This is a genomic window from Vibrio splendidus (assembly GCF_003345295.1).
GTDB lineage: Bacteria > Pseudomonadota > Gammaproteobacteria > Enterobacterales > Vibrionaceae > Vibrio > Vibrio splendidus_K.
Genome location: NZ_CP031055.1, coordinates 2,508,547 through 2,534,897 on the forward strand (window position 1 = coordinate 2,508,547; position 26,351 = coordinate 2,534,897).

Here is a 26,351-nt window from a genome sequence, read left to right on the forward strand (position 1 = left end):
CAGAGTTAGCGCTTCATATCTTTTTCAGATGAACAATCAAGGCTGACTCTGGGTCTAGAATCGGTAAGGTCAATCCAATTTCCTTGAGGTTATCGCCACTCAGGGTCAACGTTTTGTCGAGCCATTGGGGGCGCTGTTTCATCAACTGGAAACTGGTTTTTGGCATGTCCACTAACTTCACTTGATACATCGCGTTGTCTTTCACGCAGCTAATACGAAGTGGCGAAGGCAGAGCATATTCAGGCATCGCTAATTGGCACACGGTGATCAGCATTTCATCGTCATTTTCAACGCCATAAATGTTCTGATTTTTGTCCGAAGGATCCATTCGGAAACTACGGCCAGAATGTAAAACATGACGAAATTGCTTATGCAGTGAAATGTAATGTGAGAATGCTTGTTTCTCTTCCGGTGACTCTTTAACGGGGTCAAGCTCAACACCCATGTGCCCCATAAGTGCGGTTACACCACGCATATTGATGCTGTGACGACGATTTGTTGAGTGGCATTCTGCAGGGCCGATATGCGCGCCCATCACCTCTGGTGGGAAGAAGTAACTCATGCCTTTTTGAATGGCTTGGCGTTCTAAGGCATCATTACAATCCGATGCCCAGAAGCGATGGGTTCGTTTTAGAATTTCAAAATCGATACGGCCGCCGCCCGAAGAACAAGATTCAATTTCGACTTCTGGGTGCGCTCGATTCAACTCATCAACAAGGCGATATAGCGCTTTAGTTTGACCATGCACCGCGGCCTTACCTTGATGACCCGGTTGAACCAACTCTCGGTTCATGTCCCACTTAAGGTAAGTGATGTTGTATCGAGTCAGCAGCGCATTGAGGCGTTCATACAAGTAGTTAAAACACGCTTCATTTTGTAGGTCTAACACGTACTGCCAACGACCAGATGGTTGATGATACCCTTGTAAACCAAGTACCCAATCCGGATGGTTTCGATAAAGATTAGAATCTTGGCTTACCATCTCAGGTTCAACCCAAAGGCCAAACTCCATACCCTGTTGGTTTACATGTTCAATCACAGGTTCTAGGCCATTTGGATATTTCACCTCATCCAAATACCAGTCGCCCAGTGCGGTACGTTCACCATCACGGCCCACAAACCAACCATCATCAATAATGAAACGTTCAACGCCCATCACGCCCGCTTCCGTTGCCATCTTCATGATGTAGTCAGGTTTATGGTCGAAGTAGATCCCCTCCCAAGTATTTAAATGCACAGGGCGAGGCTTATCGGTAGGGAATTGAATAATATTGTCACGAACAAACTGCTGAAAACGCTGAGCAATACCGTTCAAACCAGAATTGCTGTAACAGCCATAGAGCCAAGGTGTTTGGTAAGTACTCTCAGGTTCTAGAATCGATTCACCCGCTAGCAATAACTCTCCTGCTTGTACAAAACGGCGACCATCACTACGAACATCCGCGCGCATTTGGTGGTTACCGCTCCAACCCAAATGAAATCCCCAAACCAAACCATGTTGCTCTGAGAAACCTTGCGTACCGGCAAACATGCCTGGGAAGTTTTCATGTGAAGTACGACCGCGACGGTTTTCTTGCATAAAGCCACCGTGTTCAAAACGCTGACGCTGAGTTTGGAATTCATGACACCAACGACCATGAAACGTCATCAATTCATTGGCGTGGTTTGGCAGTGGCAACGTTGATGACAGCTTATTTAAATAGTATTTACTGTCCCCTTTGTTAGTTACTGTGACGCGCTTTTGAACCACATCAGATTCATAATCCAGTTTGATTTCGACAGTCAATTCAAGCTTAGACACGGTGTCTTCTAGAACAAAAGTGGCGTGCTGATTCTGACCTTCTATATGTTCAGTCTTTACACCTACATGCTCAGCCTTCGTACCTACGTAAGTTGTATTCGCTTCTACGCGGACGGTATTAAAAACGGGTGCCCAATCAAAACCATCACGATGCCCTTCTATTCCCGGCGCATTAAAATGACCGCTACCCAATTCAGGACAAAGAGAAAGCGGCACATCGACATCAAGCCGTGCTTGGGAGATCGGTCTCTCGGTTGATAACAAAAGATCTTCATCAATACTGGCGATCTTTGCCCCCCAGTGAAGAACCTCTGGAGCACGGCCCGATTTGATGATCAAACTGTGGTTTTTACTTGTTAGATGAATAAATTCGCTCATAGCCAATCTCATATTGTTTTCGTAAACATAAACTAAGATTAATAGTGAACTTGAAGATTGAAATTAGTACTAAAATGGCTAAATAACGTGATCTAAAAACACTTATTCGTTGCTGAAACTTGCACAAGATCGACTGTTTCCGGAAACATTTTCAATGTTTTAAAAGACATTTATTTGAGAGTGAGCAGAGTTTAGTTGGGTAAATTTCGGTAGTCTTATTTCACTCTAAAATATTAGATGAGCAGAGCGATGAGTATTACCTTTAAAGACGTAGCAAAACTGGCAGGGGTATCTACCCAGACGGTATCTCGAGTAACCAATGGCTCACAAGATGTCGCGGAAGCCACCCGCAACAAGGTTAACGCCGCTATAAAGCAACTTGGTTATGTACCCAATAAAGGTGCTCAAATGCTCAGTCGAGCCAAGTCCACCAGCGTTGGCTTAGTCACTCTCGATATGGCACTGCATGGCGCAGCAATGATCGCAAATGGCGTGCGAATGCAGGCTCATGATATGAGTTATGGCGTCGCTTTCTCTGTTGTTTCCGAGCCTAATCTCGCGAACACCCGTGAGGCTATTCGTGAACTGATGGCTCAACAGGTCGACAGCATTATTCTGAATGTGCCTTTAGAGAGTGCCGATGCGGAATGGTTAGTGGAACAATATCAGCACCTCAACCTTATCTTCATTGATGTTCCCTCTAACAGCCAAGTGAACTATGTTTGCGGTGATCATGCGGAAGGAGCAAAACTGGCGGCTCAACATCTACTTGAGAGCGGACGAACGGACTTCCTGTTAATCACTGGTCCGAACGAATCCAGCGCCTCAAAGATTCGTCACCAAAGTTGGTTAGCCGCGTTATCAGATGCAGAGAGTAAGGTGCAGTATCAATATCAAGGAAACTGGCAAGCAGAAAGTGGTTATCTTGGCGTTCGAGAAGCTGTCGCTAAACAAGCCGTATTTGATGCCGTGTTGGTGGCGAGTGATCAGATGGCATTAGGGGCTTTACGAGCTCTGCAAGAACTGCAAATTCCAGTCCCTGACAAAGTTGCGGTCGTCGGCTTTGATGGCATCGACGACAGTGCGTTTTTTAATCCACCACTGACCACCATCAAACAGGACTTCACTACGATTGGCCGACAAGCTGTGGTACTTGCAGAGAAGCTCAATGCCAACTCACAAGATGCCTTACTGCAGCACCATATCGAAACGGCATTACTCCCAAGAGAAAGCAGCCAACCGAAGGTAACGGCTCACTATGAAAAACAAGAGATCGAGCAACTGCTAAAAAGGATTCAGACTCTTTTGCCAGAATCGACATAAAAGAAAAAGCGCTAGGGGGAGCTAGCGCTTTAAGACCAACTAAGTCCGTTTAGCCTGGTAGTTTTTTAAGCTATATCATGAGGATATAACCAATTTTTTTACTTAGGTAAATCAAAAAGCCTATTCTTTACGACTGCTTTGAGTCGTAAATTAAGTATAGTCACGTTCTGGTAATTAACCGGATTTTTTTAGGGATAATTTGGACAAACTTAACGACAAATCGCAGCTAATAAATTTACTCACTAATCACAGATGAAATAGCTTTAGCAATCAACTTTCTAAGTAATTTATTTTTATCATCTAGATGCTTTGCCTTGCGGTAGACAAGCTGTATATCAAAATCTGGAACATCAATAGGTGGTTTCACCGCCAGTAAAGTATCTTCGGTATCAATATCATTACGCGCCACGAGCCGAGGAACAATACACAACAACTCTCGACCACGAATTAATCGTTTTACTGTCAAGAAGTTACTTGAAGATATAGCGACTTTTCGACTAAAACCTAGCTCAGCCAATCGAATATCAACACCCGTTTTTAGAGCCCCCGCAGGAGAAACCAATGCATGTTCTACAGACACAAACTGCTCTAAAGACATTGGCTGTTCAATAGATAAAACCGACTGATCGAACAAACAGACATGTTGCTCTGTATACAAATGCTTTGTTCGATAAGGCTTTGCTACCTCGCCAAAACTACCGATCGCGATATCGAGCTTGGCATCTTCAAACACTTGTTGATAGTTGCTTCGATTGACATTGAATAACGTCACTTGAGAATAAGGCGAAGATTGCTTAATCAGATCAAACAACATTGGAGCGAACATCTGCTCTGCATAATCAGTAAGTCCGATCTTCCAAGTGCCTTTATAAGTTGCTACATCAAACGATTTAGACAACAGTACTTCTGACTGAATGGTATTGAGTAAGGCATCGACGGTGCTTGATAATTCAATCGCTCGGTCGGTCGCTTCCATCTTACTACCGACACGCTCAAACAAAGGGTCATCAAACAGCTTTCTCAGTCTTTGTAAGCTATGACTCATCGCTGATTGGCTGACATAACAACGTTCTGCCGCCTTACTAACACTGTTTGTTTTATACAGAGCTTGCAGTGCAATCAATAAGTTAAGGTCAATTCCTTTCCAGTTAAAATCAGCCACAAATCAATCCCATATTATTCATAGTTATAATTAAAACAATTAATTTGAATCATAGTTCAACTCCACCTAAATTACGCTAAACATTTATCTGGAATCGATCATGCTTTCAATTTTTAAAACCTTTTTCTGGCTTGGCTGGATTAGCTTTGGTGGACCAGCGGCACATATTGGCTACTTCCGTAAAACCTTTGTTGAGAAACTGAATTGGTTATCCGACGAAGAGTACGGGCAAATTGTCGCCCTCAGTCAATTTTTACCGGGCCCAGGCTCAAGTCAGGTTGGCTTCGCGGTTGGTTATAAAAAAGGTGGCTTAACCGGTGCGATTGCCGCATTTGTAGGCTTCACCTCCCCTTCTGTCATCCTAATGTTGATATTGGCCTTAGTGAGCAACCAGTTGTTGGAAGCACCGCTTTTCATTTCAATCATCCACGGACTTAAGCTACTCGCGGTCGTGGTTGTGGCTGACGCCACTTTCGGCATGTACAAAAACTTTTGCCAATCAAAGATAGCAACAGCACTGTGTGTGATAACCGCAATTGTTCTACTTTTGATTCCGGGGATCTGGCCTCAGGTATTAGTTCTATTGTTTGCTGCTATGGTTGGCAGTAAGTTCTTAACCTCACACGAATTAAAAACAACACCTTCGACGCACAAGATATCGTTAACACCACTCGTGATTTTCGTTGCTTTACTGGTTGGTCTGCCTCTATTCAGTGCTTACTCTCAAGGCATTGAAGTATTTGGCTTGTTCTACCAAGCAGGCAGCTTGGTATTCGGTGGCGGCCACGTGGTACTTCCGCTGCTACAAAATGGTATTGGCGATCAACTGTCTCAAGATGCCTTCCTAACAGGCTATGCTGCTGCGCAAGCGGTTCCTGGCCCGATGTTTACGTTAGCTACTTACCTCGGTTATGTGTTAATGCCATCGGCACCGATTACAGGGGCACTGCTCGCAACAATTGCAGTGTTCTTACCGGGCTTCTTATTGCTACTGGGCGTACTGAAGAACTGGCAGGCAATTGCGAGTAAGCCTCTAGTAGCTGGGGCGCTTACAGGTGTGAATGCGGCTGTAGTCGGCTTATTACTTGCGGCTCTATACCAACCCATCTTCACAAGTGCAGTGAGTAGCGGCTTAGACTTCGCTCTGATCATTGTTGGTGTTTGGCTCTTGAAGACCGTGAAGATGCCGATTCTAGGTTTAGTTGGGGTATTCATGTTATTTGGTGCCGCTACCGGCCTGTAACATTAAACATTAAGCATTAGAGTAGGAAGCTAACTGCTGCTTCCTACTCTAATGCTTAGAAACAATTTTAATTCCATGAAAATTGAAGAATAAATTACAGTCGATAAGGGGGGCAAAGCTCAACGGCCAAAACGAGTTTTGATTGTCAGGAAGGTAATAGTTTAAAAAGGCAATTAGGTTATTACATGGATTAACATGTTCCCTCGCCATTATGTAATCGTAATTCCACCCCTTTTTTAAACCGTGTTTTCTTGTCGTCATATAACGACCGACCTTCCAAGCAATTCCGGGATCGGTAGGAATCAAAATAGACAGAGTGCCTCCTGGTTTTAACACTCGTAACCACTCTTTGATCACCAAATGAGGCTCGTATAGGTGCTCCAATATATGAGTTGCGATCACGCGATCGAAACTGTTGCTTTCAAAATCTAACTCACAAGCATTAGTTACGTTAAAAATGAGTTTGTCATAAGAATTGATACGACTGAGTTGCTTATCTGCTACTTCGAGTGCTGATGCATCACCATCACTAACAATGTATTCATCGAAGGTGTGTTTAACATGCAATAAGTGTTCACCAGTTCCAGAACCTACCTCTAATACTTTGGGGAAATGCTTATCTTCTCCGAATGGTCTTTCACACGCAATATGACCAGCCCTCATCACATACCCCGTGGTATTGCTCTCATAAACTCGTTCATCGTATTCATCACTGAAACGAGACAAATAATCTAGCCATTCCTTATCTTCATCCTTGCTTATTCTCATACCAGAATCCTATTCCAATGGTTTGTTATTACTGCATCTTAATATAGAAAGAATTCGCATCTCTCGCCGACCTCGTGACACGTTGTCGAGTATCAATCCACAGAAAAAAGACATCACCGCAATTAATGCAATCGAGCTAGACAAAATCGCAGTTGGCACCCTTTCTACCAGCCCGGTATCAACAAAATCTAAAATAACGGGAATCCCCAAGCTCAATGAGATGACACAAAACAACACAGACAATACGCCAAAGAAAAACATCGGCTTCACATCTCTCAATAAGAACAAGATAAAGTTGAGGATCTTCAGACCATCACTCAATGTATTCAATTTGCTAGCTGTTCCTTCCGGCCTAGATTGGTACTGAGTTGAGACTTCTTTAATGGACATATTATGATGTAATGCATGCACGGTGAGTTCGGTTTCAATTTGAAAACCATCACTAAAAATCGGGACTGATTTCACAAACCGGCGACTCATAATCCGATAACCCGAAAAAACATCACTTAATTGGGCGTTAAATCCCCGATTGATAAGTGAGGAGAACATTTTATTGCCGAAGATATGCCCTTTAGGATACGCACCTGAAGAGCGCTCTCGGCTTCCAATAATCATATCGAGCTTTTCATTATTTAATTGCTCGATCAAAGCCGGACATATAGACGCATCGTAAGTGTCATCACCATCTGCCATCACGTAAATATCAGCCTCAACATCAGAGAACATGCGCCTAACGACTTCTCCCTTCCCTTGACGAGACTCATGTCGAACAATAGCACCTGCTTGCATCGCCTCTTCTATCGTGTTGTCAGTTGAATTGTTGTCATACACATAAATAGTAGAATTAGGTAAAGCTTGTTGAAAAGAAATGACCGTTTTTCCGACCGCACCTGCTTCGTTATAGCACGGGAGTAACACGGCAATGGTTTGGTTTTTCATGAACTCCCCCTAACTCTAAAGACTCGGTAACCGCTTTCAATGTTGTCGTGCACAACCTCCAACCAAGTTGGAGTATCTGAGCTGTATAATTTATTGATAAACGCCTCATCTCCCGCCGAACCCTTTAGAATCAATAAATGAGGATCATTGCCAACAACAATAATATCTACGCTTTTATCTATAATCTTCCTTTCAACTAACCCGAGATCTTCCTCTAGCATCACCTCAATAAGAAACCTATTCCCGACAATATTTCGATGATAAGGAGCGGCAATAATGCTGTTATTTGTCTTTGCTAATACAGGAGCACCAGTTTCTATTCCAGAGAGAATGGTTTGTGAGTTGATATCGTTATCTTTTAGTACTTTATAGATATTCAGCGATTCTTTCTCTTCATCAAGAGTAGTTGTAATTTCCTCTGTTGGCGACAAAGCGAGAATGACAAATGCTACAGCTAACGGTGCGCCAGAAAAAATGACTGTAGCTTTTAAGATTGAAGAGCGAATGTAATCTGACAACTGCAGAACAACATATGCTTGAAGAGGAGCAGCTAACACAAAGCACAATCTCATGACCCTAATCTGCCAAAAAATCGCAAGGGCTAGATTAAACAGAAAAATGAGATACAAAATTGTGCAATGGTCGTTTTTATTCTTAAAAAGTGGGTACAACGTGGCTGGAACAACGAGTAAAGCATAATTCTCTATAGAGAAAAAACCGTGACTCGTGATGTATCTAGCGATCGATTTTGCTTCTGTAACTTGGTCAAGCCAATAAAATTTTAGAATCGGAGGGTAATCAATCAACAAAGCACTGCTGAGTGACGGATAAAGCACTCCAACCGGGATTAAAAATAAAATGCCCAGAAAAACGAACAACAAGGCTTTTTGCAACAGCTTCTTACCTTCATTAATGAATCTATGGTAAGTATTAACAAAGAGCCAACCACAAAAGAAAAGAATAATGAGAACAAATGATATTTCGTCGTACTTAAAAGCAAGAAACTCATCGTAAGGCCGGTTTAATAAAACCGCACAAGCGCTAAATAAAGCAGAACTCGCATACAACTTAGAAACATAACTAAACCACTCGTGGCGAACAAGACCGCAATACACGGTGTAAATAGCGAAGAAAAACATAAATAACAATACATTATCTAAACCAGTCCACAACGATAAAGACAGGATAATTGATTGAGCATAAACACGCCATGAGTGATTCATCTGGCGATGATTCACAGGTGTTAAAGCTAAAAATAGGGCTGCAAAGATAAGCTGAATATTATGATGGTCAATAGAACCCGGTAAGAAGTGAATAATTGAAGGGGAGGAGATAGCAAACATCATGCTAATAAAACGATATTTGTCGCCGAATAAATGTTCACTTAAATAAAAGCATGACAATGCAAAAATCAGTAAATAAAGTAATGGAACAATCGATATTGAAATCGTATACGCAACACTATCATCGGCGACTAGTAATAGTGGAAAAGCGACTAGCGATAACATTAGGTCAGGGAAGCGAGACCAATGGATTATAATACCATCAGCGGGATTAAAGTTACTCATCGGTTCAAGATACCAATGACCATTCTTCATCCACTCTTGAAACTGAACAAAACGCATATAATCGTCATTATCATTCAGGTTGAGTATTGAAACGCTTTCCCACTTGTAAATAAATATCGCGATGGCACAAACTAGCCAAATTGCAGAAATAACAACGATATCTTTGTTAAAACTCTCATTTTTAGGCAATATGAATATCCTTTTCATTGAGCCAAAGTCAAATTATTACTATTCCATCTCTCTCACTTCTGCTAACGCTCTGTTTAAGTTTTCATTTGCTACTTTGTAATAAGATGATTTTTTATCGATAGCTTGTTGTAAATATGGAACCGCCTGATCAGGTTTTCCTTGTAAGATCAGGAAATATCCAACATTATTCAACGCTTCCGGTGCATCCATATGCCTCATGAACACGTTGGTTGCCTTCTTAATATCCCCAGAAGCTAAATAAATAAGCGCCAGATTATTCTGAGCTTTTTCATTATTCGGCTCTAACTCTAAAGCTGAACGCGTGTACTGATACGCTTCCTTGTAGTTACCGTACATATAATGAGAGTAGCCCATATTCAACAAAGCTTTGACTGAGCTTTTATCTATCGTCAGTGATTTTTTAAAGTACTCTTGTGCGATCTGATGCTTTCCGTCAACATCTTCCAATACACCAATTCCCATATAAGCTAGCGCTGGAGACATACTATCGACCTTCAAACTGGCCACTTCACTTTGGTTCAATGCTTGGTAGTTTTGGATAGTTTCACTGCTTTTTAAACGAACTTGGTCTGAATTAATCGCTTTAAAGAAATAACTACGTCCTTCATCTGTGCGACGTTGTTTGGTGTATAGAACGCCTAACTGCTCCAACACTTCTGTGTGGGCAGGGTTAAAATCTAGCGCAGCAAGGTAAGCTCTCTCGGCCAACGCATAATTACCGCGAGATGAATGTATTTGGCCAATAGTGAACAGGGTTTTATCGTGAAACTCTTTTTCAGGGAAAGACAAAGAGCGTATGTATTCATACAACGCCAAGTCTATGTTGTTGTCTCGCAGAGCAATGTCACCGCGCATAATTGCTTCTTTCTCATTAAGAGGTGGCTCATCGCTAGTTAAAGTATCGATTGGCTTACCGGAATACAATTCTGCATCAAATTGATTAGTTGGTTCATCAGAAGAAGCACAACCGAATAGCAAAACTGGCAATAAAAGAAGAAGAAACTTATTGTAGAAAATCATAAACTTGCTCCCGGCGCACTTAATGCGTCCATTACAATCAAGAGTCCAGGGCCAAGTGCAACAATGAAAAAGCAAGGCCAAATAAATATCAACATGGGAAATAACATTTTAGTCGGTATTTTCGCCGCGATTTCTTCAGCGGCTTGCTGACGCTTATCTCTAAAGTCTTCGGTATAGTCACGGAGCGTTTGCGCTAAACTTCCGCCCATTCTCGATGCATGAGAAAGCAAAGAAACCAAACCTTCCAATTCGACTAAACCGGTTCGTTCAATAAGCTGCCTAAGCGCATCAGGCATAGTGACGCCAGCTTGGATTTTGGCAAACACAGTCTCTAGTTCATCCGCAAGCTCCGGCTGAGAAATATAGAGTTCTGATGCAACACGTCCAAGAGCTGCATTAAAGCCAAGTCCTGATTCAGTACATACAACAAGAAGATCAAGCGCATCAGGGACGCCGTTTCTGATTTTTTTCTGACGCTCTTTTTGTAGCTTACTTAGAATAATATTAGGTGTGAATGTGCCAAGAAAAACACAGGTCATGATGAGTAAATTATTATAATCTCCGCCCAACGCTATGTAATAAACCATAAAGCCCGCGACGATACCTATCAAGCTAGATAAAACCTTCAACGCATAGAAAACCGATAACGAACTCTTCTCATGGAACCCGGCATGCATCAACTTTTCCGAGTAAGTTTCATTATCTTTTTTATTACCTTTACTTATAAAAGGGCTTAATGATTCTAACGTATTGGAAAAGTCGTATGGTTTTCTGCCAGTCGGTGCCCCGTCTTCTGATATCTGTCTCAGTTTCTTGTCCAAAGGAGAACGAGCTCCTAAAAATAGAAATCCAAGCGTTAGTGTTAACAAGACTGTTGTAAGCAAAATCATCGAATAGATAACCATCTGAGAGCTAACTCCAAAGTCTGCTAACATCTGCTTCCAAACTTCAATATTTAATAATTCCATAGGTTAAATCTCTATGCTGATGATCTTTTTAATCCACAAGGCTCCGATAGCCAAAAGAACAATACCGACACTGACCATCGAGAGACCGCGAGGATCTTTATAGAGTGGCTCTATATACTCGGGGCTAGCGACCCTTAAGGCGAAGAACAAACCAAATGGGGATAACGTTAAGATCCATGCTGATAAACGACTTTCAGCAGAGAGCGTTTTGATTTTTCTTTCCAGTTTAAAACGCGCTCTCAGTACTTCAGATACCTTTTGCAGGTTTTCAGATAAGTTACCCCCAGTCTCTTTTTGCAACATTACGGCACTAGAAAATGCCAACATTGAGACGGTTGGTACTCGTTCTGTCATCTGTAGAATCGCTAAGCGTAAGTCATAACCATAGTTAAGTAGGTTATAGGTATTTTTAAATTCAATACCGATTGGATCTGGAAGTTCTTCGCCAACTTCATTGAATGATTGGACGAGCGGTTGTCCTGCTTGCAATGCGCGTCGAATAATATCTAAAGCCTCAGGAAGTTGTTCCTCAAATCGAGCCATTCGGTAAGTCACTCGATTTTGCACAAATAGATAAGCGATAACCCAAACAAAAATGAACGCCGCGACACTAATGAACCATACTTGGTTCGTCATTATCGATATCAACGTGAGTGACACACCACAAAGAGAAACAATAAGTAAGAACCTGCTTAACGTCACTTTCATACCGGCTAGTTCCAACATTTTTTTCAAGCCAGCGAAGAAAGAAATAACGATGAGCTTACGATCTAGCGGGGACAGCTCTTTGTTATAGTGTTCTTTGAGTAATGACAAACTCTCTGCATCGATATTACGTTGCGTCTCTTTCAAACGTCGAGACAACTCTTTGTGCTTCGCTTTTTTCCCTGCAGCAGGGAGCAACAAAGCTTGAGAGATAAAAAGCACCGCAATGAATAATAGACCTAATGAAACGCTTACATTGTCCATAATCTCTCCTTAACCTTTGGTCTCACTAAAGAGCTCGAAAGGCAGGTCGAGTCCACGTTTGACTAACTGGTCATGGTATTGAGGAACGACCCCCGTTGCCGTGAAATAACCGATAATATTGCCGTCTTCATCAATACCTTTACGCTGAAAACGGAATATTTCCGACATAGTGATCACCTCACCTTCCATGCCGTTGATCTCTTGGATACTCACCATACGACGCTTACCATCTTCTTGGCGTTCCATTTGAACAACAAGGTGGATAGCCGAAGCAATTTGAGCTCGTAAGTTTTTGGTTGATATGTTCCACCCTGCCATCGAGAACATGTTTTCGACACGACTTAAGGCATCACGAGGGGTATTCGCGTGAATGGTCGCAAGAGATCCATCATGACCGGTATTCATCGCTGCTAGCATGTCAACAGCTTCGCTACCACGCACCTCCCCAACCACAATTCGATCAGGTCGCATACGTAAGGTATTTTTAACCAATTCACGCTGGCTGATTTCTCCCTTCCCTTCAAGGTTGGCAGGACGGGTTTCTAGGCGAATGACGTGAGGTTGTTGAAGTTGTAACTCCGCCGAGTCTTCTATGGTAATAATTCGTTGATCTCGCGGAATGAAACCAGAAAAGATATTCAGTGTGGTTGTTTTCCCAGACCCCGTCCCTCCTGAAATCAAAATATTCAGCTCACCTTTCACGGCTGCCTCCACAAACTTAGCCATCTGAGGCGAGACTGAGTCGTAACCAATTAAGTTATCCATAGTCAAACGGTCAACAGCAAAACGACGAATTGAAACAGAAGGGCCATCGAGTGCGAGAGGAGGGATAATCGCATTAACACGGGAACCATCAACTAAGCGGGCATCTACCATAGGTGATGCTTCATCTATACGACGACCAACCTGACTGACGATACGGTCAATAATGTTTCTTAAATGGCGATCATCAAGAAAAGTATAGGGCGTTTTTTCGAGTTTACCCCTTCGCTCAACGTATACACTTTTAGGGCCGTTGACCAATATATCCGACACAGTTTCATCAGCTAATAAGGGCTCCAACGGACCAAGGCCAAAAACTTCATCTTCTATCTGTTTGATGACCCGTTTTCGTCCTTCAGCACTCAATGCATGGCTGCCATCTTCGGCCATTAACTGTACAATTGCTTCGTGTAAATCTAACTTGGCACGCTCTTTCTCCAAGCTCGAAAGCAACCCTAAATCTAGGGTTTCAAGCAGCTGCTTATGAAAGAAGTGTTTGATTGATAATTCTTGCTCCAGTACTTTTCGAGCCTCGTCAATCGCCTTCTCCTTTTCAACGCTCGCTTCAGCATTCCGAGAATGACTAGACATCTCAACATTGGATAAACGTTCAACAGGATTGGCATCTTCTGAATCATGCGAAATCTGTTCTACTTTTTTTTCAAACTCTGGATTTACATTTTTTCGTTTAAAGAACATCACAATCCCTCGTGTTTACTTTTCATCAACGCATTATGAAAACAACTTTTTCAGCCACCCTTTCTCTTCCTGCTCCGGTGGTGAAAGAACATGAGATAAGTCGATGATAGAGCGAGTAATAGAGCTTTTTTTTCTCGACTGAACTAACGGCTGCCCCAAGTTGGCACTCTCTAGCGCGACTTTAAAATCATTTGGCATAAGATGTATGTCGTGGTTGCCCACTGCTTGCTCAATGTCTTTCAACTTAATTGAATGTCGCTTTTCATAACGGTTGAGAATGACCTCTATTGAGTCACTTTGTAAGCCGTACTCAAATTTCAGAGATTTAATTAGTCGGCTTGTGTTTTTTACTGACACTAAGCTCTGTTGCAAAACCAAAAGAACCTTAGTTGCCGGTGAAATGGCAGATGCAAACACATGGTCAAGTCCCCTCGAAAGGTCAATGATCACATAAGGGTAGAAACGACGCAGAATTGGAAGCAATCTGCCAATTTTCTGAGCCTGTTCGAAATCATCAGCGTTATTTTCATGTTTAAAGCTTAGAACATGGAGACCTGATTCGTGTTTATTTACTAACGATCCCAAGGACATTTCATCCAAATCATTAGAACTGTTGATCGCATCAGAAACACTGTAAGTCGGTGCTATGTTCAAGTAGTCGGGAATCACGCCAAATTGAAGATCAATATCGAGTAAAAGAACTTCGTTGGGGTGTTGAGTGGCCATCTCAATGGCAGTATTTAACGCCAAGGTGGTTGCCCCCATCCCTCCTTTGGTATTCAAAAATAAGATAAACTCTCCGTAACTGGAGTTCTCAAGCTTTTCGGAAGCCGTTTTCTTCAATAATGGAAGTAAGTCCGATAGAGTCACATTATGAGACAAAAAATCTGAAGCCCCTAAGCGAAGTGCGATTTTTAATGATCCATTATCGCTTTCATCACCGAGCACAACTAAAGACAAATCCTTGTCCTCTAAAGACAAATCATACCCTTGCAACTCAACCATTTTTTGAGCCCAATTCCCATTAGCTTCAACGAAAATAAGCTCTGGGACATCTGCACTTTTTAGGTATTCTTCACTCATTGCCGCAAGAGAAAACGACGTCACATGAACATTTCGGCATTTTTTTAGTTCTTGACTCATGTGCGAATGAAAGCCGTCAGTACTGTAGACTAACCAAACCTTCAGATTCGTTCTTAAACGCGTCATATCCTTATCGTTTTCATTCGGCGTTATTTTGATCGCTTCCCCCATACATTTATCTCCTTTTAAATAACCGCTTATGGGCATCTATTCCATATGTTAGTGCTAGTTTCAGTTTCAGGCCTCACCACTCCCAGACTTTCTGCTGGTAGTATTGTTTCAAACGCAGGAGCAGCAAGAAATCCATTCTCTCCTAGAAAGCTTAGGTTACTGATTAATTGAATGCCATACCCCGTAGCCCTAGCACGCACAAACTTGATGCTGCCAAAGTTCGCTTCAAAATCAGAAGCAACCTCTCCCCCGCTCGCGTCTAAGTAAGCCACTTCTAAGTTGGCATCAGTAAATCCAACAAGAGGAATATCATCCACTACCATTCCCGCAATATTGTCTCTATCTAGGACGTAACATACCGTCGCTAACCTAGCAGCCTTCCTAGTCGCTTCACTGACCATTTGCAGCGAAAATATATAGGCACCTAACGCTAAAATGAGGAAGAGCAGCAGAAAAATTAATGATGAGACCAGAGTGAACTCAATAATGGCAAGCCCTTTGGTTCGTCTTTTAAGTCTTATCATCACAGCACCCTCATCACTGAAGTCACACTTAATGGAACAGTAAAACTCTCATTAGAAAAAGGGATAGACAAAAAGAGTGGAACATAATCATACGTCACACTAACTCGTACATAACTGTCGCCTGAAGGCGAGGTTACGGTCACATCCGATGTCGTCAATGAAGATAATACAGCTGTTCCTGCGCTGTTCTGACCATAGACCACGACATTCTGAATTTCAGACGTCGGTGCGATGGTTCCACCAATGGTTCCATACACTTCACTAACCGCATAACGAGCGCCATTCTGCACTGACTTCGATATCACATTGTAATGAACAAGAATATTGCCAAGCTCTAGAACTAAGACTAGAAAAAACAATAAGACGGGAGTCGCAATAACCATCTCTACGGCAGCAAACCCCTGTTGAAATTGATTAGATTGCTTCATGATCAAGATTCCCCACTATTGGGGTCCTTATACAGAACAATCTTATAAGTCCCTTCCGTTGTCGACGTTGTACTACCAGATCCACCAGCAACACTGCAAGAGTGGATAAACTCACCAAAAACGGCGGGTGTACCTGAGTTGTTAGTTGGTGCTTTTTGCAACAAGAAAAAGCAGCCAATTTTGTTTACGGTAAAGTCAGTTGCACCACCACTTTTACCTGAGCAATCAACCATAGGAATGGGTAAAATACGACGCCAAGCAACACCATTAGATGCACACCCGGAACCGCCGTTTGCTATACAAGCGTTGGTATCTGACTCATATTGAGCATAAGTATAACTTCCGTCAGAATCGATCTCTCCCGTACCGGCATCAATTGTAATTTCATTGGTAGGTTCTGTGGTTACATAATCTGAAGGGTAATCGGATGCCGATAAACCACCGCCATAATCGCCAAAACGAGTATTCAAACCATCACCTGTGGGGCCAACCGTGCCACCAGGTTTCGTCGTGATATCTTCACCAATTTTGACTGGCTGGTCATAGCTGCCACCTAAACCTTCTTTGACGGTTTTACCACCGGAACCGAAATCCAACAGATGATAATTACCGTTGCCCATTTCTGACAAGCTACTGTCACCCACCTTCAATGCGTGGACCGTTCCGACTTCATATCCAAATACATTAACTATCTCTTCGCCTGTCACATCATGGTAGCCATCTTCAGGATCAATATCGTTATCCGAAGTGCCATCACCAATACAGACGCCGATGGGTACAACATTATTAACTACTTCTTGCCCAGAGCTTGGCCCAGCAACGGCACTTGCCGATACTGCCTTATCAAGGCCAAACATATGAATGAAAAATTCATCCATCTCTAGTGCATCCACGCGAACTCGCACATAAACATCATCACTTGCACCGAACGTCGCCGTGCCAGTAAAATCCTGTGGGTCATTCGAATAATCAATGCTTATAGAAGCGGTCGAGAAATCAATTTCGTGGTTCCCTGTTGAAGCCGCCATGGCATTGAGCGCCGTACCGACCTCCGCGTCTACCGAGTCTTTATCTTTGCTGTTGTCTAATATGGTTGCGGCAGCCAGCGCCGCAGAATCAACTGCATTTTGTAAGCGCGTTTTATTTACAACCATATGGTTTATGTCTACAGCTAGCGCTGAGACCGCTAGAAAAACCAACAAGGCAGCAGTAATCATCACCACAACTAAGCCTTGTTGTTTTTTAGGGCTTTGTGATACTCGATACAACATATGAGTACCTCCAGATTTAGTTAAAATCTTCTAAGATCTGGCTACTACTTCCGGACAGATCGTTTTCACCTTTGCCAACATATCTGTCGTAACCAGTCTGCATCCGCTCCCCTGTACCATCAGGTACTTCGAGTAAATTCTCTTGGGTAGCATTAGGGTTATACGTTTGCTCTGTTTTCACTAGTGCCACCGAATGCCCTAAACGAGCATCGTTCGCACAGCCAACTAATAACATTGCGAGAAAGATCATCATTATTTTAGTCATATCATCCCCTTATAAATCATGCCCAAATGAGCCTTCGCTACCACCATCAGTCGGTGATATATCCTGTGAAGCTTGAGATTGCTCTGAATCAGATTCAGACGGTTCAGCTATGTAAGCGCCTCGGCCTAATAAGTAATATTCCAAATCATTAGGGTCAACAAAAGCATCTGTGGGTAAGGTCACTTTGCTTCTATCAATAGGCTTTGCCAACCTCGGAGTTACTAAGATTACTAATTCAGTTTCTCCAGATATGTACTCTTGGCTGTTAAAAAGTTGGCCTAAAATCGGCACATCTCCAAAACCTGGCATCTTGTTACTGATGTCCCTAACATTCTCACTCAACAACCCCGCAATACCGATAGTTTGTCCGTCGGCTAGCTCCAGTGTTGATGACGCGCTACGTCGAGTAATAGGTGGGATAAAATAAGTCGCATTTGTGGTACCCGGATCAATGGTCAATGAGCTGGTATTGGCTATCTCACTAACATCAACGGCTAGATTTAAATTGATTTTTTTGTCACTGAGTACCGTCGGTATAAACTTAAGCCCTACACCGTATTCTTTGTATTCAATGGTAATGCCATCTTCGTCTGGCACAGGGATAGGAAATTCACCACCCGCTAAAAACTCAGCCTTAGAACCACTTAATGCGGTTAAGTTAGGTTCAGCCAATACCTTAGCGACCCCGTTTTGTTTTGCTACGTCCAGTGCGAAAGTAAACAGAGTATTACTATCAATGAAAGACCCTAAAATGCCGTAGTCCGTCGACGTGGGAATATTGAAGATAGGCGTAGCTCCTAATACTCCGGCAGGTACAGAAGACGCCCCCCAAGAAAAGTCAGAACCACTGGTTTGGAAAAAATGGAAGTTCGCATCAAACTTTCTCACTAAGCTTCTTTGAACCTCGGCAACCGTCACCTCTAACATAACCTGTTGCGCGCCACCTATAGACATCAGGTTAATAACACCTGTCGCTGCAGCTTGTTCACTGCCGCTTTCTTTGGATTCGTCAGCAGCCTGCCCTGATGAATAAGTTTCCGCGATTCGCATCGCCACATTCATTTGTTGCTGGTTACTGACCTGACCACTCAGCAACAAACGGTTCTGCGCGCTGTGCACTTCAATAGTTTCATCAGGAAGAAACTCATACAATTTAGCTTTGAGGCTATTAAGATCATGAGTAACCTCAATATTAATAGACTCGATCAACTGACCTCGTGAATCCCAAGCCATTAGGTTTGTCGCACCTAATTTTTTGCCGATTAAGAACAATTCATTTGATTTTAAAATTACAATATCTAAGACTTCAGGATCACCAAGAGAAACCTTCGCCGCTTTTCCCGACAGCACCACATGCGTAGATTTATGATGTGGAACCGTGACTGTTTTTCCCGTCTGTAACGCCGCAACACTGGCCGTCGAAAAACAAATCAGGCTCAAAACACACGCAATTAATATTTTCATATTTCACCTCAATCCTTGACGCGCACATTAGATGTTTCTGTACCTTTGATAATGGTGACACTTGGTCTAGGCACATATCGACGAACCACTTTTTTCTCAACTTCATGTGGGTTTCTCAAAGTCAGCTGAATGCTGCCTTTGCTTTTAGCCGTGAGAAGTTTCTCGGCCTCTTTCGGCGTCATCTCAAGAGTTACCGCTCGTACAATAATCGGACTGTTTTCTTTCGTTTTAGCTGTTTGGTCTACAGCCAAAACCTTAATATCTTTAAGAACGGTTTGAGTCGCTGCAGAGTTTTTTCCGTAAGAAACGGTATTGAGAATATCAACCTTATTCCCAGGTAATAAGAAACCGGCCACACCAATAACATCATCAACACGTATCGTTACCGCACGTTTATTTTCAGGGATAAGAGCGGCAAGTGTTGACCCTTCTCCTGGTACAGTAAATCGTAACTTGTGAAGCACCTCTCCGGCATAGATAGTATTCGCAACAACCTTGCCAATCAGATCCGCTTTATCCGAATAGTTATTTTCATTAATCCAATCAACTTCCATCAACCGAGTAGTTAAGAACTGATCTTCGATAATGGTTCCGGCTTCAATTTCTTGTGATGCGACAACAACGGGGTGACGCTCAACCGTTTCAACTTCAACGGTTGGCTGAACTTGATCATCCATCCACTGCTTAGCAAAAAATACAGCCGCCAAGCCGAATACTACGGACAGTAAAAACAGTAGGAAAACTTGACTCTTATTCATTATTCTCTTCCTCGTGTCCATCAGAGGTAAAATAGACTTCCCATGCCATGGAAAGAATATCGAATGTAATAACAGGTGGGAGTTGCTCAAACGAAAGAATGTCTTTGCTTATACCAACGAGATCTTTCGGCAAACAAGGGAAAAGTGGTACCTTAAGAAGCGTGTGCATTTGAGACAAACGCTCAAAGAAACCATCTTGAAGCTCTACCTCTTTATCAGCGACGACGCTCATCCATAAAGCTTCATAATCTCGCTGATTCAACGGCTTGAATTCAATTTTATAACCTAAACGACGTAAAAATGCAGGGTCGCTTATTTTCTTGGGATTTAGATTGGTAGAAAAGGCAAGCGTTAGAACAAACGGCATCGTGATTTGCTGGCCATTAGGTAGCGATAAATAATCAAAGGAATATTCCATTGGTACAATCCAACGATTAAGCAAAGCATCGACAGGCATGGGCTGACGACCAAGGTCATCAATGATAAAAATCCCATTATTTGCCATCATTTGTACAGGCGCTAACCAAACACGACTGTTCTCAGAATGATTAACTTCAAGCATATCCATAGTCAGTTCTCCACCCACCTGAATATTCGGCCTTTCACAATTAAGCCAACGCTTGTCGTATTGATCTTTGAGGGAAATACTCTGATCGCTGCCATTACTATCCAACGGTTTATGATGTTGTGCGGAAAATACCTTAATGATATTACCTAATGCATAAACGGCATAAGGAATGAAAACAGACGTATGCAGCGCATTGACAATACGTGAAGCTACAAATGTTTTACCCGTCCCCGCATGCCCATACAGCAACAAGGCACGCCCGGAATTGATTGCTGGCCCCAATACCGAAATCATTTTGTCGACACCATATACATCATTCAGTGCTGCTTCGACATGTGGCCGAGTCACTAGCTCTGCTCTTAGATCCTGCTGCTTGACCACATCACTATATTGAGTAAGTGAAACGGGGGCAGGACCTAAATAAGCATCACGTTTAAAGGCAAGATCAGCTTCTTCAAGTCCTTTCTCAGAAAGGGAATAGCGAACGTGACTATGAGATGCAGATGAGAGAGAAAGGTTAGAGGTTGGTTGAAAAACTTCAATCAATGACTTTGTTCTCAACACAGCCAACGCACTTTCAACAATATGTGTCACAACACACAAATAGTTAGAAAGCTCTAAAACATCCGACTTGGGGTAGGCTGACAGGTGCTTCAACACAAGGTTTTCTATAACAACTTCAGGAACACCCAGCATATCAATAGATGTAGGAACGGCTGGGGCTGAAATTTGAGGCTTCAAAGTTGTTGGAGCAGTACGCCCTATAATATCCATATATTATTCCTCTCCATGAAGCTAACCAACAACAGATTTAAGTAAAGTAGCTATACATCGCCAATCCCATGACAACAGAGGGTGCAAAAGGCATCGTCACCTTATTTGAATACCTAGCGTGCAAACTCGCACTTTCATCTAATACTGGTGCCACTCCACCAAGCACAATCAGCTTATTTTCAAAATAGCCTTTGATGCTAAGACTGTTCGAGTTGGAAAAGTTATATAGCAGGTAGAAAGTCCCGATCACTCCAGAAGAGAGTAAGATAAAATACGACGCATCAAGTAATTGTCCCCACCCGAGATACATCCCCACAATACCTAATAATTTCACATCTCCTGCAGACATAGCTCTTAAAAAATATAAGAGTAATCCAAAACAAAAAAACACCACGAATCCAATGAAGGACATTAAAAAAACATCAAAGGTGTAACTGCGGTTAAACATTGATAAAAAGTACGCAAACAAAAACAGTATCAACATTTTGTTTGGTATACGATGTTTCTCAACATCGTATACCGAAACTGCAATTAGCAATGCCCAAAAAACTGAAGGCTCATTAATCATATATTCTATTTATACACTCGATATAATGCTTTGAAATTTAATCAGTAAGGCTGTTGCCATCCCAGAAAAAACCAATCCAACAGCAAGAACAAGCGAGGCTGCACCAATCACATACTCAACGGTAGTTAACCCCGATTGTCGTTTCCGTCTATTGTCATTCATAACGTCAACCACTAACCAACGTTGGCAACAATAGCGTTCAGTTTAGTTGACAACGTATTTCCCAAACCTGAAAATACAGTTGTTAAACCTAATACTAACAACGCCGCACCGATTACGTACTCGATAACAGTCAACCCTTCTTCATCTTTCATGAATTCTTTACAATTATTCAAAAACTTATCCATGAGAACCTCTCCTTGATTTACGTATCAGGCTTTGTTTACCTGTAAACTAAATCTAGAGGTGAGAGATATATTCGGTTAGGATTTTTTTGCCATTCACTTGCACTTTTTTGTGGTACTTCTAATCTAATTGTTACGTATAGTAATTTAGCTAAATTTAAACCCACATTTAAATATGAAATAGAGTTGGTATTTATATGAAAGTAGTAACACCTTTATTATCAGATAAGGATAGTGACTTTAACGCTGTTATTATCAATAAAATAAGCCACTACTTTCCTATTGAAAACTTTGGACAAGATATATCTATAATCAGTAACTTAGATGTAAGGTTAGTGTTTTTTATATTGAATAAGCCAGATAAACTTCAACTACTTACAATGGCTTTAGCTATTTGCGAGAACCTAAATAAAAGAATAGTTCTTATTTGCTCAGACCCGTTACCTAATATCGTTCGAAATCATAAGAATATATTCTTTATTATCGAAACAAACAGTAAACATCTGACCAGTACATTCGAAGAACTTAAGAGTAAAACACAGCATATCTTCGAGCCTCATTTTGATCTCGACCGAGATACAAACAACAACAATCAATTACCTGCAAAGTTGTTTACCTCTGAAGTCGTTAACTTCGTTATGGACAACATCAACAAAGAAATCAGAGAAACAGAAATCGCAGAAAAGTGTCATTGTTCAACAACCTACTTTTCTAAGAAGTTTCATCTACACTTTGGGGTAAGCTTTAGAGACTTTGTGTGCGATAAACGAATCCTGTTAGCCAAAAAGTTAATCGAAGCCGATACCGAATCAAAAATAGCTGTTATTTCTTACCAATGTGGATACAAGGATGTGTCGTATTTTTCAAGAATCTTTAAGAAAAGGACCGGAGTAACACCCGCAAGTTACAGACGTGCCTGCACGGATAACAGAAAACGCTAATTTTACTCCCTAAAAGAAAAAATCATGGTACATTTAACATGATTTTAACAAAAATAACTTAGCGAAAAACATGGAGTTAGACAATGATTCAGCCTAACGAGTTTAGCCAAGAAAAAGCAACAGCTCTCCCTACACCCAATGACATGATTTTAAAATGGGCAGAAGAACGCCCAGATGAAGTCTATTTAAAACAAATCATCAACCGCCAATTTGTTGAATTTACTTATAAAGAAGTGGCCGACAAAGCACTAAAACTGGCGTCAGCATTAGAAGGATTCGGGGCCCAACCCGGCGATCGAGTCGCTCTCGTTTCAAAAAACTGTGCAGAGTGGTTTATCTGTGATCTTGCCATGATGTTAGGAGATTTTGTCAGCGTCCCAATCTTTCCAACAGCGGGTGCAGACACCATTCAATACTGTATTGAACACAGTGAAAGTAAGATCGTAATTGCAGGTAAGCTTGATGATCCTAAAGCTACTCAAAAAGCACTCGATGATAATCCGAGTCTAATTAGTATCTCGTTACCCTACGATACTGCCGCTAAGTGCCAGCACACTTTTGAGCAACTTATCGAGACACATGAACCCTCAACCAAACGACCTCAGCATCACGATGATAAGCTGATGTCGCTTGTGTATACTTCGGGTACGTCTGGGTTACCGAAAGGCGCAATGCTCACGTATGGTGCCTTTACATGGTCAGTTCAGAGGTTAATCGATCACATTGGTATCCAACCCGGCGATCGCCTGTTTTCTTACCTGCCGCTTGCCCATATAACCGAACGAGTGTACATCTTTGGTTCTTCAGTGATGGGTGGGGTGGTTACTGCTTTCCCTGAATCTTTAGACACATTTATTGATGATGTAAAAATGCATCGTCCAACTTTGTTTATTTCAGTTCCTCGTTTATGGACTCTATTCCAACAACGAATCCAAGATAAGCTTCCACAGAAAAAACTGAACTTCTTACTTAAAATTCCGTTCGTGAATAACCTCATTAAGAAGAAACTGGCTGATGGTCTGGGGTTAGACCAAGCTCGCGTTCTTGGCTGTGGCTCAGCTCCGGTATCACCAGCTCTACTTGCATGGTATGAGAGTGTTGGCCTACACATTACCGAAGCTTGGGGAATGACTGAGTCTTTCGCCTACAGCACGATTAACCACCCGTTTAGAGCAGACAAAATTGGCACTGTAGGTAATGCTGGTCCGGGCATTGAACTCAAAATTGCAGAAGACGAAGAGATTTTAGTTCGAAGCAAAGGCATGTTCTCTGGTTATTACAAAAATGACATTGCAACTCAAGAATCTTTTAACTCAGAAGGTTGGCTTCATACGGGTGATATTGGTGATATTGACAGCGAAGGCTATTTAACGATTCGTGGGCGTAAGAAAGATACCTTTAAAACCGCGAAAGGCAAGTTTGTCGCTCCTGTACCAATCGAAAATAAACTCTTTGAGTACAGTCGTGTCGAAATGATGTGTTTGATAGGCTTAGGCTTACCTGGCCCTATCCTGCTCGTAGTACCGCATGACTTCCCTAATTTTGATCGGGCTCGTTACGAAAGAACAAGCAAACGCGTCATTGAAAAAATGAACGAACAGTTAGCTTCGCATGAGAAGATCAAAGGCGTACTGATGATTAAGGAACCATGGAGCATCGATAATGGTGTTCTTACTCCAACTCTCAAGATAAAGCGACACATCCTTGAGCAGAAATACCATGAAGTCGGTCATAACTGGCCGAAAGATAAATTGGTAGTTTGGGAAGAGTAATCAAAATCGAGAAGGAGCCTGTACGGCTCCTTTTTTGTAAGCTCAACTTATAGGTATTTAGTGTAATCAGCCGCATCATTGCTCCCATAGTCCAGACCGATGTCCTCCCTCATTCGACTGCTCAGCGTTTCCGAACTAATAACTTGTCTCGATTTAGCCGTCTTACTCATCTTGGTTATATCATTAACTTTAAGCATCTGATTAACAAATCTGCCGACCCAACAGGTTATTGTTTTCATTTTCTCTCTCTTGTATTCCTTGTTTATTTGTCGCTATTATGGAAATAACCTGTTCGATAAGCGAACAACCATTGTTAACAAGGACTATAAGCTGAGATTATGGACAATAGACTGCGCCACCTTTCTGGTCTCCGTTATTTTGAAGTTGCAGCACGCTTAAATAGCTACAGTAAAGCTGCTGAAGAACTGTTTGTTAGCCAAGCAGCCGTCAGCCAAAAGATCCGCCAGCTAGAAGAACAGCTTGGATGTAAGCTTTTTATTCGTAAAGGACGCGTAATGGCCTTAACACAAGAAGGACGTACCCTTTTTAAGCATGTCTCGGACGGGTTCGAAGAGGTAATCGTAGGATTAAATAAGATCCAATCAGAGCCCCTTCAAGGCGTTCTTGTTGTTAGCAGCCCTCCTTCATTTGCTTCCCGCTGGCTGCTGCCGAGGCTTTGGAAATTCTCAGTCAAACACCCTGAGATTCCAATTAAGGTGTTAACAGCGTCTGATACCCCAAATTTAAAACATGGTGAGATTGATGTGGCTATTCTACAAGGCGAGGACCTATGTGTTGAGGAAGGCTTGAGTCTTGAGATGCTAATCAACGAACCCATCTATCCTTTTTGTTCACCTGAACTGGCCAACTCTTTAAAGTTCACGTCACCTGAACAATTACTCAAATGTTGGTTAATTCAATTTAATAGCGGATGCTTCCCTTGGGAAGAGTGGTTCAAACAAGCCAACATATCCACTCAAGGCAAAACAATGCAGTGGATGGAAGTGGGTACCTTCGATATGGGGTTAACGACTGTCATGGCTGGACATGGGGTCTGCCTTGCTACAGATAGCTTGGCTGGTGATTTTATCGAACGTAGCCTACTCGTTAAGCCTTTCAATATTGGGATGACACCCGGTGTTCAGGTCAATCTCTGCTTTGATCCTAGCTCTCCAAGAAAAGAGCGAGTGACTGCGTTTACTCATTGGTTACATGAAGAAGTAAACGAGGTATTGGAGAACTAGCTCTGCCTATCAGCTTCTGAAATAAACAGTTCCCCAATAATTAAATACAGAATAGCAACGTAGCTCTTCCACGCCGACAAAGCTATGTTGAGTAAAAGCTACGTTGCCCTGACTCACTCCCAAAACGATTTCTTCAGTTCTTGATCGACTTGATCCTGCGTAATCCCGACATCTATCAATAAATACTCTGGTAACTCAGACAGCTGCTTTCTGGTTCTACGATTCTGAAGATAACGCTCAAAGTTAGAATAGAATTTCTTAACTGATAACGATGACAAAAATGAATGGTTGGTATTTTCGGTTGCTGTGATCGTATTCATAGCCTTTCTCCTGTTGATCTTTCGCTTTGTTATGGTCAATAATCGA

General features: G+C 42.1%; 24 protein-coding genes and 1 pseudogene. 5 read left to right on the top strand and 20 right to left on the bottom strand.

Going from position 1 to position 26,351, the window contains the following annotated elements; all coding sequences use genetic code 11:
* Window positions 1-13 precede the first annotated feature (13 nt).
* Window positions 14-2,179 (bottom strand): alpha-galactosidase, encoded by a 2,166-nt coding sequence (locus tag DUN60_RS10965; RefSeq protein ID WP_114633947.1) that lies wholly within the window; start codon window positions 2,177-2,179, stop codon window positions 14-16.
* A 249-nt stretch (window positions 2,180-2,428) separates the two neighbouring features.
* On the opposite strand from DUN60_RS10965, the gene DUN60_RS10970 reads away from it, so the two are divergent.
* Window positions 2,429-3,502 carry a LacI family DNA-binding transcriptional regulator gene (locus DUN60_RS10970; protein ID WP_114633948.1) on the top strand — a complete coding sequence of 358 codons (1,074 nt, stop codon included), beginning with the start codon at window positions 2,429-2,431 and terminating at the stop codon, window positions 3,500-3,502.
* Window positions 3,503-3,737: 235 nt separating this feature from the next.
* On the opposite strand, the gene DUN60_RS10975 is transcribed toward DUN60_RS10970, so the two are convergent.
* Window positions 3,738-4,664 carry a LysR family transcriptional regulator gene (locus DUN60_RS10975; RefSeq protein ID WP_004734443.1) on the bottom strand — a complete coding sequence of 309 codons (927 nt, stop codon included), beginning with the start codon at window positions 4,662-4,664 and terminating at the stop codon, window positions 3,738-3,740.
* Window positions 4,665-4,764: 100 nt separating this feature from the next.
* Here DUN60_RS10975 and chrA point away from each other — a divergent pair, with 100 nt between their 5' ends.
* Window positions 4,765-5,907: a chromate efflux transporter gene (gene chrA, locus DUN60_RS10980; protein ID WP_114633949.1), complete on the top strand. Its 1,143-nt coding sequence runs from the start codon at window positions 4,765-4,767 to the stop codon at window positions 5,905-5,907.
* A gap of 48 nt (window positions 5,908-5,955) precedes the next feature.
* Here the strand turns inward: chrA and DUN60_RS10985 are convergent, their stop codons facing one another.
* The 17 genes and pseudogenes from DUN60_RS10985 to DUN60_RS11065 form a co-directional block, all read right to left on the bottom strand.
* Window positions 5,956-6,675, bottom strand: coding sequence for a class I SAM-dependent methyltransferase (locus DUN60_RS10985; RefSeq protein WP_114633950.1), 720 nt, complete (start codon window positions 6,673-6,675; stop codon window positions 5,956-5,958).
* A gap of 9 nt (window positions 6,676-6,684) precedes the next feature.
* Window positions 6,685-7,614 (bottom strand): glycosyltransferase family 2 protein, encoded by a 930-nt coding sequence (locus DUN60_RS10990; RefSeq protein ID WP_114633951.1) that lies wholly within the window; start codon window positions 7,612-7,614, stop codon window positions 6,685-6,687.
* Complete coding sequence (locus DUN60_RS10995) at window positions 7,611-9,389, bottom strand: hypothetical protein (RefSeq protein WP_208638342.1); 1,779 nt, start codon at window positions 9,387-9,389, stop codon at window positions 7,611-7,613. Before DUN60_RS10995 ends, DUN60_RS10990 begins: the two co-directional genes overlap by 4 nt.
* A 21-nt stretch (window positions 9,390-9,410) precedes the next feature.
* A complete protein-coding gene (locus DUN60_RS11000) occupies window positions 9,411-10,412 on the bottom strand; it encodes a tetratricopeptide repeat protein (protein ID WP_114633952.1) in 1,002 nt (333 codons plus the stop codon).
* Window positions 10,409-11,380, bottom strand: a complete 972-nt coding sequence (locus DUN60_RS11005; protein WP_017080031.1) for a type II secretion system F family protein — start codon at window positions 11,378-11,380, stop codon at window positions 10,409-10,411. The genes DUN60_RS11000 and DUN60_RS11005 overlap by 4 nt, the downstream gene beginning before the upstream one ends.
* 3 nt (window positions 11,381-11,383) lie before the next feature.
* Entirely contained in the window at window positions 11,384-12,349 is a 966-nt protein-coding gene (locus DUN60_RS11010; RefSeq protein ID WP_114633953.1) for a type II secretion system F family protein, read from the bottom strand.
* Between the two features lie 9 nt (window positions 12,350-12,358).
* Entirely contained in the window at window positions 12,359-13,810 is a 1,452-nt protein-coding gene (locus tag DUN60_RS11015) for a TadA family conjugal transfer-associated ATPase (RefSeq protein ID WP_114633954.1), read from the bottom strand.
* Between the two features lie 33 nt (window positions 13,811-13,843).
* Window positions 13,844-15,064, bottom strand: a complete 1,221-nt coding sequence (locus DUN60_RS11020) for an AAA family ATPase (protein ID WP_108117511.1) — start codon at window positions 15,062-15,064, stop codon at window positions 13,844-13,846.
* Between the two features lie 26 nt (window positions 15,065-15,090).
* The gene (locus DUN60_RS11025; RefSeq protein ID WP_114633955.1) at window positions 15,091-15,588 is read right to left on the bottom strand and encodes a TadE/TadG family type IV pilus assembly protein; all 498 of its coding nucleotides are present in this window, start codon (window positions 15,586-15,588) and stop codon (window positions 15,091-15,093) included.
* The gene (locus tag DUN60_RS11030; RefSeq protein WP_114633956.1) at window positions 15,588-16,016 is read right to left on the bottom strand and encodes a TadE/TadG family type IV pilus assembly protein; all 429 of its coding nucleotides are present in this window, start codon (window positions 16,014-16,016) and stop codon (window positions 15,588-15,590) included. The genes DUN60_RS11025 and DUN60_RS11030 overlap by 1 nt, the downstream gene beginning before the upstream one ends.
* A 2-nt stretch (window positions 16,017-16,018) precedes the next feature.
* Window positions 16,019-17,287 carry a Tad domain-containing protein gene (locus DUN60_RS11035; RefSeq protein ID WP_114633957.1) on the bottom strand — a complete coding sequence of 423 codons (1,269 nt, stop codon included), beginning with the start codon at window positions 17,285-17,287 and terminating at the stop codon, window positions 16,019-16,021.
* A gap of 16 nt (window positions 17,288-17,303) precedes the next feature.
* Window positions 17,304-17,599 (bottom strand): annotated as a pseudogene (locus DUN60_RS11040) (hypothetical protein).
* Window positions 17,562-19,016 (bottom strand): type II and III secretion system protein family protein, encoded by a 1,455-nt coding sequence (locus DUN60_RS11045; protein ID WP_114633959.1) that lies wholly within the window; start codon window positions 19,014-19,016, stop codon window positions 17,562-17,564. The pseudogene DUN60_RS11040 and the gene DUN60_RS11045 overlap by 38 nt, the downstream one beginning before the upstream one ends.
* An 8-nt stretch (window positions 19,017-19,024) precedes the next feature.
* Window positions 19,025-19,774: a Flp pilus assembly protein CpaB gene (gene cpaB, locus DUN60_RS11050; protein ID WP_017080023.1), complete on the bottom strand. Its 750-nt coding sequence runs from the start codon at window positions 19,772-19,774 to the stop codon at window positions 19,025-19,027.
* On the bottom strand, window positions 19,767-21,116 hold the full coding sequence (locus DUN60_RS11055; RefSeq protein WP_081229529.1) for a P-loop NTPase family protein: 1,350 nt from the start codon (window positions 21,114-21,116) through the stop codon (window positions 19,767-19,769). Before DUN60_RS11055 ends, cpaB begins: the two co-directional genes overlap by 8 nt.
* A gap of 37 nt (window positions 21,117-21,153) precedes the next feature.
* Window positions 21,154-21,684 (bottom strand): A24 family peptidase, encoded by a 531-nt coding sequence (locus DUN60_RS11060; protein ID WP_114633960.1) that lies wholly within the window; start codon window positions 21,682-21,684, stop codon window positions 21,154-21,156.
* 173 nt (window positions 21,685-21,857) lie between these two features.
* The gene (locus tag DUN60_RS11065; RefSeq protein ID WP_114633961.1) at window positions 21,858-22,031 is read right to left on the bottom strand and encodes a Flp family type IVb pilin; all 174 of its coding nucleotides are present in this window, start codon (window positions 22,029-22,031) and stop codon (window positions 21,858-21,860) included.
* Between the two features lie 194 nt (window positions 22,032-22,225).
* On the opposite strand from DUN60_RS11065, the gene DUN60_RS11070 reads away from it, so the two are divergent.
* From DUN60_RS11070 to DUN60_RS11085, 3 genes are all read left to right on the top strand, one after another.
* Window positions 22,226-22,969, top strand: coding sequence for an AraC family transcriptional regulator (locus DUN60_RS11070; protein WP_114633962.1), 744 nt, complete (start codon window positions 22,226-22,228; stop codon window positions 22,967-22,969).
* Window positions 22,970-23,052: 83 nt separating this feature from the next.
* Window positions 23,053-24,741: an AMP-binding protein gene (locus DUN60_RS11075; protein ID WP_114633963.1), complete on the top strand. Its 1,689-nt coding sequence runs from the start codon at window positions 23,053-23,055 to the stop codon at window positions 24,739-24,741.
* Between the two features lie 338 nt (window positions 24,742-25,079).
* Window positions 25,080-25,985, top strand: coding sequence for a LysR substrate-binding domain-containing protein (locus DUN60_RS11085; protein WP_114633964.1), 906 nt, complete (start codon window positions 25,080-25,082; stop codon window positions 25,983-25,985).
* Between the two features lie 113 nt (window positions 25,986-26,098).
* Here DUN60_RS11085 and DUN60_RS11090 read toward each other — a convergent pair whose 3' ends face one another.
* Window positions 26,099-26,305, bottom strand: a complete 207-nt coding sequence (locus tag DUN60_RS11090; RefSeq protein WP_054547531.1) for a DUF1127 domain-containing protein — start codon at window positions 26,303-26,305, stop codon at window positions 26,099-26,101.
* Window positions 26,306-26,351: the final 46 nt, after the last annotated feature.

What these genes read in the sequence shown, in the direction of transcription:
- DUN60_RS10965 (WP_114633947.1), bottom strand. Translation starts at nt 2,179, where the DNA reads ATGAGCGAATTTATTCATCTAACAAGTAAAAACCACAGTTTGATCATC.
- DUN60_RS10970 (WP_114633948.1), top strand. Translation starts at nt 2,429, where the DNA reads ATGAGTATTACCTTTAAAGACGTAGCAAAACTGGCAGGGGTATCTACC.
- chrA (WP_114633949.1), top strand. Translation starts at nt 4,765, where the DNA reads ATGCTTTCAATTTTTAAAACCTTTTTCTGGCTTGGCTGGATTAGCTTT.
- DUN60_RS10985 (WP_114633950.1), bottom strand. Translation starts at nt 6,675, where the DNA reads ATGAGAATAAGCAAGGATGAAGATAAGGAATGGCTAGATTATTTGTCT.
- DUN60_RS10990 (WP_114633951.1), bottom strand. Translation starts at nt 7,614, where the DNA reads ATGAAAAACCAAACCATTGCCGTGTTACTCCCGTGCTATAACGAAGCA.
- DUN60_RS10995 (WP_208638342.1), bottom strand. Translation starts at nt 9,389, where the DNA reads ATGAAAAGGATATTCATATTGCCTAAAAATGAGAGTTTTAACAAAGAT.
- DUN60_RS11000 (WP_114633952.1), bottom strand. Translation starts at nt 10,412, where the DNA reads ATGATTTTCTACAATAAGTTTCTTCTTCTTTTATTGCCAGTTTTGCTA.
- DUN60_RS11005 (WP_017080031.1), bottom strand. Translation starts at nt 11,380, where the DNA reads ATGGAATTATTAAATATTGAAGTTTGGAAGCAGATGTTAGCAGACTTT.
- DUN60_RS11010 (WP_114633953.1), bottom strand. Translation starts at nt 12,349, where the DNA reads ATGGACAATGTAAGCGTTTCATTAGGTCTATTATTCATTGCGGTGCTT.
- DUN60_RS11015 (WP_114633954.1), bottom strand. Translation starts at nt 13,810, where the DNA reads ATGTTCTTTAAACGAAAAAATGTAAATCCAGAGTTTGAAAAAAAAGTA.
- DUN60_RS11020 (WP_108117511.1), bottom strand. Translation starts at nt 15,064, where the DNA reads ATGGGGGAAGCGATCAAAATAACGCCGAATGAAAACGATAAGGATATG.
- DUN60_RS11025 (WP_114633955.1), bottom strand. Translation starts at nt 15,588, where the DNA reads ATGATAAGACTTAAAAGACGAACCAAAGGGCTTGCCATTATTGAGTTC.
- DUN60_RS11030 (WP_114633956.1), bottom strand. Translation starts at nt 16,016, where the DNA reads ATGAAGCAATCTAATCAATTTCAACAGGGGTTTGCTGCCGTAGAGATG.
- DUN60_RS11035 (WP_114633957.1), bottom strand. Translation starts at nt 17,287, where the DNA reads ATGTTGTATCGAGTATCACAAAGCCCTAAAAAACAACAAGGCTTAGTT.
- DUN60_RS11045 (WP_114633959.1), bottom strand. Translation starts at nt 19,016, where the DNA reads ATGAAAATATTAATTGCGTGTGTTTTGAGCCTGATTTGTTTTTCGACG.
- cpaB (WP_017080023.1), bottom strand. Translation starts at nt 19,774, where the DNA reads ATGAATAAGAGTCAAGTTTTCCTACTGTTTTTACTGTCCGTAGTATTC.
- DUN60_RS11055 (WP_081229529.1), bottom strand. Translation starts at nt 21,116, where the DNA reads ATGGATATTATAGGGCGTACTGCTCCAACAACTTTGAAGCCTCAAATT.
- DUN60_RS11060 (WP_114633960.1), bottom strand. Translation starts at nt 21,684, where the DNA reads ATGATTAATGAGCCTTCAGTTTTTTGGGCATTGCTAATTGCAGTTTCG.
- DUN60_RS11065 (WP_114633961.1), bottom strand. Translation starts at nt 22,031, where the DNA reads ATGGATAAGTTTTTGAATAATTGTAAAGAATTCATGAAAGATGAAGAA.
- DUN60_RS11070 (WP_114633962.1), top strand. Translation starts at nt 22,226, where the DNA reads ATGAAAGTAGTAACACCTTTATTATCAGATAAGGATAGTGACTTTAAC.
- DUN60_RS11075 (WP_114633963.1), top strand. Translation starts at nt 23,053, where the DNA reads ATGATTCAGCCTAACGAGTTTAGCCAAGAAAAAGCAACAGCTCTCCCT.
- DUN60_RS11085 (WP_114633964.1), top strand. Translation starts at nt 25,080, where the DNA reads ATGGACAATAGACTGCGCCACCTTTCTGGTCTCCGTTATTTTGAAGTT.
- DUN60_RS11090 (WP_054547531.1), bottom strand. Translation starts at nt 26,305, where the DNA reads ATGAATACGATCACAGCAACCGAAAATACCAACCATTCATTTTTGTCA.